This is a genomic window from Blastococcus sp. MG754426, assembly GCF_021699055.1.
Taxonomy (GTDB): Bacteria; Actinomycetota; Actinomycetes; order Mycobacteriales; family Geodermatophilaceae; genus Blastococcus.
This window is the reverse complement of the sequence record NZ_SSXC01000055.1, coordinates 19353-28404: the sequence shown is the minus strand read 5'-3', so window position 1 is coordinate 28404 and position 9052 is coordinate 19353. Positions and strand designations below refer to the sequence as shown.

Genomic DNA, 9052 nt, shown 5'->3' with positions numbered 1-9052 from the left:
GCGACGTGCCGGTGCATCGCGGCGGCGGCGCGGTCGGCCTCGCCGGCGGCGATCAGCTCGGCGACCTGACGGTGCTCCGCCCAGGCGCGCGGCGCGATGGAGGAGACCAGCGGCGCGAAGAACCACCGGCTGCGGAGGGAGAGCTGCTCGCCGAACTGCAGCAGCAGGTGGTTGCGGGCGTGCACCAGGACGGCGCGGTGGAAGCGGGCCGTGTGCGCGGCCATCTCCTGGGAGGGCACGCCGCGCCGCCAGTCGGCGTCCGCCCGGTCGCAGATCTCCAGCAGCTCCGCGGCGTCCTCCGGGGTGCGGCGCACGGCGGCCAGGTGGGCGGCCTCCCGCTCGACGAGCTGGCGGGCCTCGAAGAACTCCTGCACCTGCTGGCGGGTGGGCTTGTTGACGAAGGCGCCGTGCCGCGGCCGCAGCGTGATCCAGCCGTCCCGGTGCAGGCGCTGCAGCGCCTCGCGCACCGGCCCGCGGCTGACCCCGAGCTGCGCGGCCAACCGCTCCTCGACGAGGTGGTCGCCGGGTGCCAGGGACCGGCTGATCAGCAGCTCCTGGAGCCGCTCGTACACGTGCTCGCGCAGGGGCAGGGCCGCGATGGGCGGTGCGTCGGACATCGGCCGGCCTCCACGCGACGCTCGGAAAAGTCATCGTCCCGTGACACTGTAAACAGTAGACAGTCCCGAATGTGAGCTGCTTCACTCCTGTGACCTGAAAAACAGCGATGATGCTGACGCCCCCTCCGGTTGCGGGTGGGCCGGCGTGCGGGCGGTCCCGCAGCCGGTGCCCCGGCCGCCGGCCCGGCACCGACAGGAAGGCACACGATGCTCACGACTCCTGGTTCACGCCCCGGCAGGCGGTCGCGCCTCCTCCTCTCCCTGGGGGTGGCCACCTCGCTCGCGCTCACGGCCTGCGGCGGCGACTCGGCCGACGACACGGCCTCGGGCGACGGCGGGGGTGACGGGCAGACGTTCAACGAGCAGCTGACCTTCGCCACCGGCGGCACCGGCGGCGTCTACTACCCGTACGGCGGCGGCATCGCGAACCTGCTGAGCGGCGAGATCCCCGGCCTGACGGTCACCGTCCAGGAGACGAACGCCTCGGTCGACAACATGCAGCTGCTGGACACCGACCAGGCGCAGCTGGCCCTGGCCCTCGGCGACGTGGTCTCGGACGCGGCGAACGGCGAGAACACCTTCAGCGAGGCGCTGGAGATCTGCTCGCTCGGCAACATGTACAACAACTTCGTCCACTTCTTCACGACCGCCGACACCGGGATCACCTCGATCGAGGACCTCGCGGGCAAGCGCGTCTCGCCCGGCGCCGTCGGCTCGGCCTCGGAGGTCACGGCCGACCGCATCATGGAGGCCGCGGGGGTCGACCCGCAGAACGACATCGAGCGCGTCCAGCTGGGCGTCGCCGAGACGGTCGCGGCGATCCAGGACGGCACCGTCGACGCCGGCGCCTGGTCCGGCGGCCTGCCGACGGGCGCGATCGTCGACCTCGCGAGCAGCGACGAGCTGGTGCTGATCCCGACCGGTGAGTACGCCGAGCCGCTGGCCGAGCAGTACGGCGACTACTACTTCGCCGAGGACATCCCGGCCGGCACCTACGAGGGCCAGGACGAGGCGGTGCCCAACGTGGTCTCGCCCAACATCCTGGTGGTGCGGACCGACATGGACGAGGCCCTGCAGGAGGCCATCACCCGCACCATCTTCGAGAACCAGGAGCAGCTGCTCACCGTGCACCCCGCGGCCGAGGAGCTGAACCCCGAGACCGCGGACGAGGTCGAGTTCATCGAGACCTGCCCCGGCGCCCAGACCTACTTCGACTCGGTCGGCTGACCGGCAGCCCGACCCGCGCGCTGCCGGGTGCCGGAGCTCGCTCCGGCCCCGGCGGCCCCGGGCCCTCCCGACGCCCGCTCGTGGCCCGTCACCTCCTCCTCGCCGTCGTCGCGGCGCTCGTCACGCTGACGGGTGCCGGGGTCGCCGTCGCGCTCGCGACGGGGGAGGGCCCGCCCGCGCCGGCCGCGGCGGGGGACGGGTCGCGGGCGGTCACCGTGCGGGCCCCTGACGGCGCGGTGGTGGCCCGCGTCCCGCTCGACGGCGACCTGTTCGCCGTCGGGTACCGCAACAGCGTCTACCGCACCCTCGCCGAGGAGCGCTACCGCGTGCTCCCCGACGGCAGGTTCGAGCTGGTCGAACTGGCCGCGGAGCAGGTCGCGGTGCTCGAGGAGTACTACGCCGTCCCCGGCGCGCCCCGCCCGGCTCCGCCCGGGGACCGGATGACCCACGTGGTCCCGCCCGACCCGGCGCGGCCGGCGGTCTTCGACGAGCTGAGCATCGCCGCCACCGACCTGGGTGAGCGCACCCTCCACGTACCGGGCGCCGAGCCGGTCCCGATCTGGCAGCTCGTCGTCACCGACGACCCCACCGTGATTCTCGACATCGAGGAGAACCGATGAATCTCCGACGTCTCACGCACCGGCAGGCCGAGCCGGGGACGACCGCCGGGGCCACCCGCGTGGCCGACGACCCGCCGGGCGACGTCCCCGGCGCCCCGCCGGGCAGTCCCGGTGCGGAGCGCGGGGACGTGGACGCCTCCACGATCGACAAGACCGGGGACCGGCGCCGCGACGTCGACGAGGACGCCATCGACGAGGAGGCGCTGCTCGCCGAGTTCGAGGCGGAGAAGCCGGCGCGCCACCTGACGGGCATCCCCGGGTACCTGGTGGCGACCGTCGGGGTGGGGCTGTCGCTGTACGCGCTCTACTGGGTGTTCAACCCGATGCCGCGTCAGGTGTACCTGCCGCTGTTCCTGAGCGTCGGGCTCTTCCTGACCTTCCTGACCTACCGCGGCTGGGCCCGCTCGGAGAAGGCGAAGGCCGAGGGGCGCCCCGACCGCCCGAACGTGCTGGACTGGCTGCTGGCGTTCGTGTCGCTGGTGCCGGGCCTCTACATGGTCTGGGACTGGCAGGGCTTCTTCCGCCGGGCGATCGTCCCCACCGACATGGACCTGGTGGTCGGCACCCTGCTGGTCATCCTGATCCTGGAGGCCGCCCGGCGCACCGTCGGGCTGCTGGTGCCGCTGGTGGTGGTCGGCTTCCTGGCCATGGCCTACTTCGGGTCGGCGATGCCGAGCCCGTTCACCACCGCCGACTTCCAGTGGCCACGGCTGATCGGCCACAACGTCATGGGCACCCAGGGCATCTTCGGCGTGCCGCTCGAGGTCGCCGCGACCTACATCATCCTGTTCACCATCTACGGCGCCGTCCTGGCCGCCTCCGGCGCGACCAAGTTCTTCATCGACCTGTCGTTCGCCGCCTTCGGCCAGTCCGCCGCCGGCCCCGGTCGCACCGTGACGCTGTCGGGCTTCCTGCTCGGCACGGTGTCGGGCTCGGGCGTCGCGACGACGGTGACCCTCGGTGGCTTCGGCTGGCCGCTGCTGCGCAAGGCCGGCTACCCGTCGGAGGCCGGTGGCGGTGTGCTCGCCGCGGCCGGCATCGGCGCGATCATGTCGCCGCCGACCCTGGGCGCCGCGGCGTTCATCATCGCCGAGCTGCTCAACGTCTCCTACCTCGAGGTGCTGATCTGGGCGACGATCCCGACGATCCTGTACTACCTCGGCATCGTCCTCGCGATCGAGTTCGACGCCCGCCGGCACGGCACGCGCCAGGTCGAGGTGGAGGAGAAGTCGGCCTGGCGGCTGCTCCTGCGGTTCGGGTACCACTTCAGCTCGCTGGCCGCGATCGTCGTCTTCCTGGCCATGGGCTACACGCCCTTCCGCGCGGTCGTGTACGCCACCGCGCTGGCCTTCCTGCTCAGCTGGCTGGACCGCGAGCACTGGATGACGCCGAAGCGGGTCTGGCACGCGCTCGGCCAGGGCGCGGTCGGCGCCCTCTCGGTCATCCCCGTCATGGCGGTCGCCGGCATCATCGTCGGCGTCATGACCCTCACCGGTCTGGCGCTGCGCCTGGCCGGCATCATCGTCGACTTCGCCGGCGGCAGCCTGGTGCTCACCGCGCTCTTCTCGGCGATCGTGGTGATCCTGCTCGGCCTGGCCGTGCCGGTCACGGCGAGCTTCATCATCTCGTTCGTGATCATCTCGCCGGCGCTGCAGCAGGTCGGCGTCGAGCCGTTCGCGGCGGCGATGTTCATCTTCTACTACGCGGTGCTCAGCGAGGTCTCCCCGCCGACGGCGCTGTCGCCCTTCGCGGCCGCGGCGATCACCGGCGGCAAACCGGTGCCGACGATGTGGCTCACCTGGAAGTACACGCTGCCGGCGTTCCTCGTGCCGTTCATCTTCGTGCTCTCGCCCAACGGCGTCGGCCTGCTCTTCGAGGGCGGCGCCGCCACGGTGGCCATCGCGTTCGTCGCCTCCTCCCTCGCGGTCGGCGCGCTCGCCGTGGTCACGGGCAAGTGGCTCATCGGGCCGGCCGCCTGGCCGGAGCGGGCGCTCTTCCTCGGCGCGGCCATCGCGCTGCTGGTCATGGAGCCCCTGTGGATCGCGATCGGGCTGTCGTTCGGCGTGCTCGGCACCGTGGTGCACCTGGTCATGCGCCGGCGGGCAGGGGACGACGTCGCCGGCAAGGTGAAGGACCTGGTCCCCGGACGGGGGAGCGGGTCGTCCGACGACACCGGGTCGCCGACGGGCACCGCGACGACCGGCACCACGACGACCGGCACCGCGACGACCGGCACCACGACGACCGGTGCCAGCGCGTCGGGCACCGACCGCCCCGGGGAGCGCTGACGTGGGCGGGCCCCGGCGGCGGGGGACGGCGTGATCACCGGGGTCGCCGACCTGCACGTCCACGGGGCACCCAGCCTCGTGGAGCGGCACGGCTTCGACCACGAGGTGCTCGGCGCGCACGGGTCGGTCGGCGTCGACCTGGCGGTGCTCAAGGCGCACGAGGGCTCGACCGTCGAGCGGGCGGTGCTCGCCGCCCAGCGCGGTGAGGCCGCCGGCGTCGAGGTGTACGGCGGCATCGTGCTCAACTCGCCGGTCGGCGGCGCCAACCCGGATGCGGTCGAGGTGGCGGCGCGGCTGGGTGGCCGGGTGGTGTGGATGCCGACGGTGTCGGCGCCGGCGCACATCACCTCGCCGTCCAGCCCGGCGCGCTCGGTGCACCGGGGCATGGTGTTCCGGCAGGTCGACGTCGTGGACGACGGCGGCGCGCTGCTGCCCGCGTGGCAGGACGTGCTCGACGTCGTCGCCGCCTACGACCTGGTGCTCGCCTCGGGCCACCTCACCTGCGCGCAGACCCTGGTGCTGTTCCGCGCGGCCAAGGCGGCGGGGGTGACCCGGATGCTGTTCAACCACCCCCGGATGCCGTTCCTGGAGTGGGACGACGACGCCGCGCCCGAGCTGGCCCGCCTGGGCGTGGTGCTGGAGCTCGGCATCCTGCCCGACATCCTGACCACCGACGGCCCGCCCTCCACCACGCTCGGCGAGGTCTACCCGCACGACATGCTCGCCTTCGGCGGCGACCTCGGGCACGCGCACCACCCGACGATGGAGCAGGCGCTGCCGGCCTGGCTGGCCGACCTCGAGCGGTCGATGGGGGAGACCGACGCCGAGCAGGTCCTGACCACGGTCGGGCGACGGCTGGTGCGGCGGTGATCCGGGTCGCGCTGCTGCCGGGCGACGGCGTCGGCGCGGAGGTGCTCGAGGGGCCGGCCCGGCTGCTGCGCCGGCTGGCGGAGCAGGGGCTGGTGGAGGTCACCGGCCCGTGGCCGGTCGGGGCGCGGGCCGCGGCGGCCACCGGCGAGGTGCTGCCCGAGGAGACGCTGGCCGCCTGCGACGACGCCGACGCGATCCTGCTCGGCGCCGTGGGGGACGACCCGGGTGTCCCGCCCGAGGTCTGCCCCCGGCCGGAGGTCGCGCTGCACCGGCTGCGGGCCCGCTACGACCTGCGCATCTCGGTGCGCGACATCCCGCTCGGCGAGGACGGCGACCTCACCGTCGTCCGCAACCTCATCGGCGGCTCCTACGGCACCGGGCCGGCCGACCGCACCTACTCCGAGGACGGCGGCGAGGCCGCCGACGTGCTGCGGCTGACCCCGGGGCGCGTCGCCGAGGTGGTCGACCTGGGCATCGACCGGCTGCTCCAGCGGGGCCCCGGCCCCGGGGCCGGGCGCCTGGTGTCGGTGGACAAGGCGAACCTCTACGCCACCGGCCGGCTGTGGCGGCAGGTCGCCACCGAGGTCGCCGGCCGCCGCGGCGTCCCCGTCGAGCACCGGTACGTCGACCGCGCCGCCTTCGAGCTGGGGTCGGGCGCCGAGGTGCCGGCGGTGATCGTCACCGAGGGGCTGCTCGGCGACATCCTCAGCGACCTCGCCGCCGGGCGGGCCGGCTCGCCGGCGCTGTGCGGATCGGCCTCGATCCACCCCGGCCCACCGGCGCAGGGGCGGTGCCAGGGGTTGTTCGAGCCGGCGCACGGCTCGGCGCCGCGGCGGGCCGGGCTGCGCCAGGTCTCCCCGCTCGGCGGGTTCCTCGCCCTCGTCGCGCTGCTGCAGCACTTCGAGGCCACCCGGGCGGTGGGCGACCGGCTGCGCGCGGCGACGCACACCGTGCTGCGGGACGGCCCCTTCACCTACGACCTCGCCCCGGCCGGGATCGCGCCGGTCGCCACCGACGAGGTCGCCGACGCCGTGCTCGCCGCGTTCGACGCGACGGCACCCGGCGGCGAGGGCACGCCCGTGGAGGTGCGGCCCGAGCCGGACGTGCGGGTGCCGGCGGAGGTGCTGGAGCGCTGGACGGTCGACGTCCTGGAGTCCGCCGGCGTGCGGCCCGCGCACGCCCGGGACGTGGCGCACGTGCTCGGGTACGCCGACCTGTCGGGGATCGACTCGCACGGCATCGCCCGGCTGCCGGCCTACGTGACGATGATCGGCAGCGGCGCCATCGCCGCGAGCGGCGAGCCGGTGGTGCACTCCGACGGCGGGGCCGTCGCCCTCGTCGACGGGCAGGGGCTGCTCGGCCACCCGGTCACGGCGCTGGCGCTCGAGGAGGCGGTCCAGCGGGCGCGGCGGTACGGCGTCGGCTGGGTCAACGTGCGCCGCAGCAGCCACCACGGCGCGAGCGGCTCCTACGTGCACGACGTCGCCACGCAGGGCCTGGTCGGGCTGGTGGCCACGAACACCGGCCCGATCGTCGCCCCCACCGGCACCGGCCGGCCGTACTTCGGCACCAACCCCCTCGCGCTGGGCGTGCCGGTCGCCGGCGAGGAGCCGATGGTGTTCGACATGGCCACCTCCGCGGTGGCCGGCGGCAAGTTCGAGATCGCGCTGCGCCAGGGGCTGCCGGTGCCGCGCGGCTGGGGCCTGACCGCCGACGGCCGGCCGACGACCGACCCCGCGGCGGTCTTCCCGGGCAAGGGCGCGCTGCTGCCGCTGGGCAGCGACCGCGAGCGCTCCAGCCACAAGGGCTACGGCCTGGGCCTGCTGGTCGAGGTGCTCACCGCGGTGCTCGCCGGTGGCCCGCTCGGCCCGGAGGTCGGCAACCTGACGTTCCGGTCCGAGCCGCGGCCGCCGGGCACCAGCCACCTCGTCGTCGTCCTCGACCCGGCCCGGCTGGGCGACCCCGCCCGCATGCGCGACGAGATGCACCGGATGCTCGCCGAGCTGCGGGCGCTCCTGCCCGTCGACGACGAGCTGCCGGTGCGCACCCCGGGCCAGCGCGCCGCGGCCGAGCGCGCGCGGCGGCGGGCGGAGGGCGTGCCGCTGGACCGGGAGACGCACGCGGCGCTGGTCGCCCTCGGCGACCGGCTCGGCCGGCCGCTGGGGGCCGCCGCCCGTGGCTGAGCGCACCGCCGCCCCGGTCGCCTCCGGCCGCGCCGTCGCCCAGGGCGTCTCGGTCTCGGTGCTCGGCGTGCTGCCGGCCTTCCTCGTCGGCGCGCTCGCGGTGCAGATCCGGGCCGACCTCGGGGTGGGTCTCGGCGTCTTCGGGCTCGCCGCGGCCACGCTCTTCGCCGTCTCCGGCTCGCTCGCCCGGCCCGGCGGCCGGCTGGTGCAGCGGCTGGGCTCCCGCCGGGGCACCGCGCTCGCGGCGCTGCTCTCGATCGCCTCGCTCGGCGTCATCGCGCTCGCGCAGGACGCGGCCTGGCTGATGGCCGGGCTGGCGATCGGCGGCCTCGGCAACGCCGTCGCCCAGCCCTCGGCCAACCTGGGCATCTCCGAGCTGGTCACCGAGGCCCGGCTGGGGCTGGCCTTCGGGATCAAGCAGTCCTCGATCCCCGCGGCGACGCTGCTCGGCGGGCTGGCCGTGCCCGGCATCGCGCTCGTGCTGGGCTGGCGGTGGGCGGTGCTCGCCGCGATCGGCCTGGCGCTGGCGCTGCTGCTGTGGGCCGTCCTCACCGGCCGGGACGCCCGGTCCCGCGCGCCGGCGGCCGCCGACCGGGGGCCGGACAAGGGGATTCCGCGCCGGGGGCTGGTCGTGCTGACCGTCGGTGGCTTCCTCGGCTCGGCGGCGGCCACCTCCACGGGGGTGTTCCTGGTCGACTCCGCCGTCGCGGCGGGCCTGCGCCCGGGCGCCGCCGGGCTGCTGTTCGCCGCCTGCTCGGTGGTGGGTCTCGGCGCGCGCGTCTGGTTCGGGTGGCTCGCCGACCGGTACCCCGACCGCAGCCGGTACCTGTTCATCGCCAACCTCATGGCCGGTGGGTCGGTGGCCTACCTGCTGCTGGCCACCGGCATCACGCCGCTGTTCGTCGCCGGCTCCTTCGGCGCGTACCTGCTCGGCTGGGCCTGGACCGGCCTGTTCCACTTCGCGGTGATCCGCGACAACCGGACGGCGGCGGCCTCGGTGACCGGCTTCGTCCAGACCGGCCTCTCCCTCGGTGCGGCCAGCGGGCCGCTGCTGTTCGGCGTGGTCGCGCAGGCCTTCTCCTACCGCGCGGCGTGGACCACCGCGGCGGTGCTGAGCCTCGCGGCGGCGCTGACGGTGCGCTCGGCCCGCCGCACCGTCCGCCGGTCCCGCGGCCTGCCGGTGACCTCGCTGCGGCACCCCTGGCGGCCCGCGGCGGTGCCCGACCTGCACTCCCCGACCTGACCGG

General features: G+C 75.0%; 7 protein-coding genes. 6 read left to right on the top strand and 1 reads right to left on the bottom strand.

Features of this window, described 5'->3' with window-relative positions:
• Positions 1-617 (bottom strand): GntR family transcriptional regulator (locus E9549_RS16330; protein ID WP_236827646.1); only part of this gene is annotated, 617 nt, incomplete at its 3' end.
• 267 nt (positions 618-884) lie between these two features.
• On the opposite strand from E9549_RS16330, the gene E9549_RS16325 reads away from it, so the two are divergent.
• From E9549_RS16325 to E9549_RS16300, 6 genes are all read left to right on the top strand, one after another.
• On the top strand, positions 885-1844 hold the full coding sequence (locus tag E9549_RS16325) for a TAXI family TRAP transporter solute-binding subunit (protein ID WP_236827645.1): 960 nt from the start codon (positions 885-887) through the stop codon (positions 1842-1844).
• An 80-nt stretch (positions 1845-1924) separates the two neighbouring features.
• Positions 1925-2464, top strand: a complete 540-nt coding sequence (locus E9549_RS16320) for a hypothetical protein (protein WP_236827644.1) — start codon at positions 1925-1927, stop codon at positions 2462-2464.
• A complete protein-coding gene (locus E9549_RS16315) occupies positions 2461-4752 on the top strand; it encodes a TRAP transporter fused permease subunit (protein WP_236827643.1) in 2292 nt (763 codons plus the stop codon). Before E9549_RS16320 ends, E9549_RS16315 begins: the two co-directional genes overlap by 4 nt.
• A 30-nt stretch (positions 4753-4782) precedes the next feature.
• Positions 4783-5622 carry a DUF6282 family protein gene (locus E9549_RS16310; protein ID WP_236827642.1) on the top strand — a complete coding sequence of 280 codons (840 nt, stop codon included), beginning with the start codon at positions 4783-4785 and terminating at the stop codon, positions 5620-5622.
• A complete protein-coding gene (locus E9549_RS16305) occupies positions 5619-7805 on the top strand; it encodes an Ldh family oxidoreductase (RefSeq protein ID WP_236827641.1) in 2187 nt (728 codons plus the stop codon). The genes E9549_RS16310 and E9549_RS16305 overlap by 4 nt, the downstream gene beginning before the upstream one ends.
• A complete protein-coding gene (locus E9549_RS16300) occupies positions 7798-9048 on the top strand; it encodes a CynX/NimT family MFS transporter (RefSeq protein WP_236827640.1) in 1251 nt (416 codons plus the stop codon). Before E9549_RS16305 ends, E9549_RS16300 begins: the two co-directional genes overlap by 8 nt.
• Positions 9049-9052 lie beyond the last annotated feature (4 nt).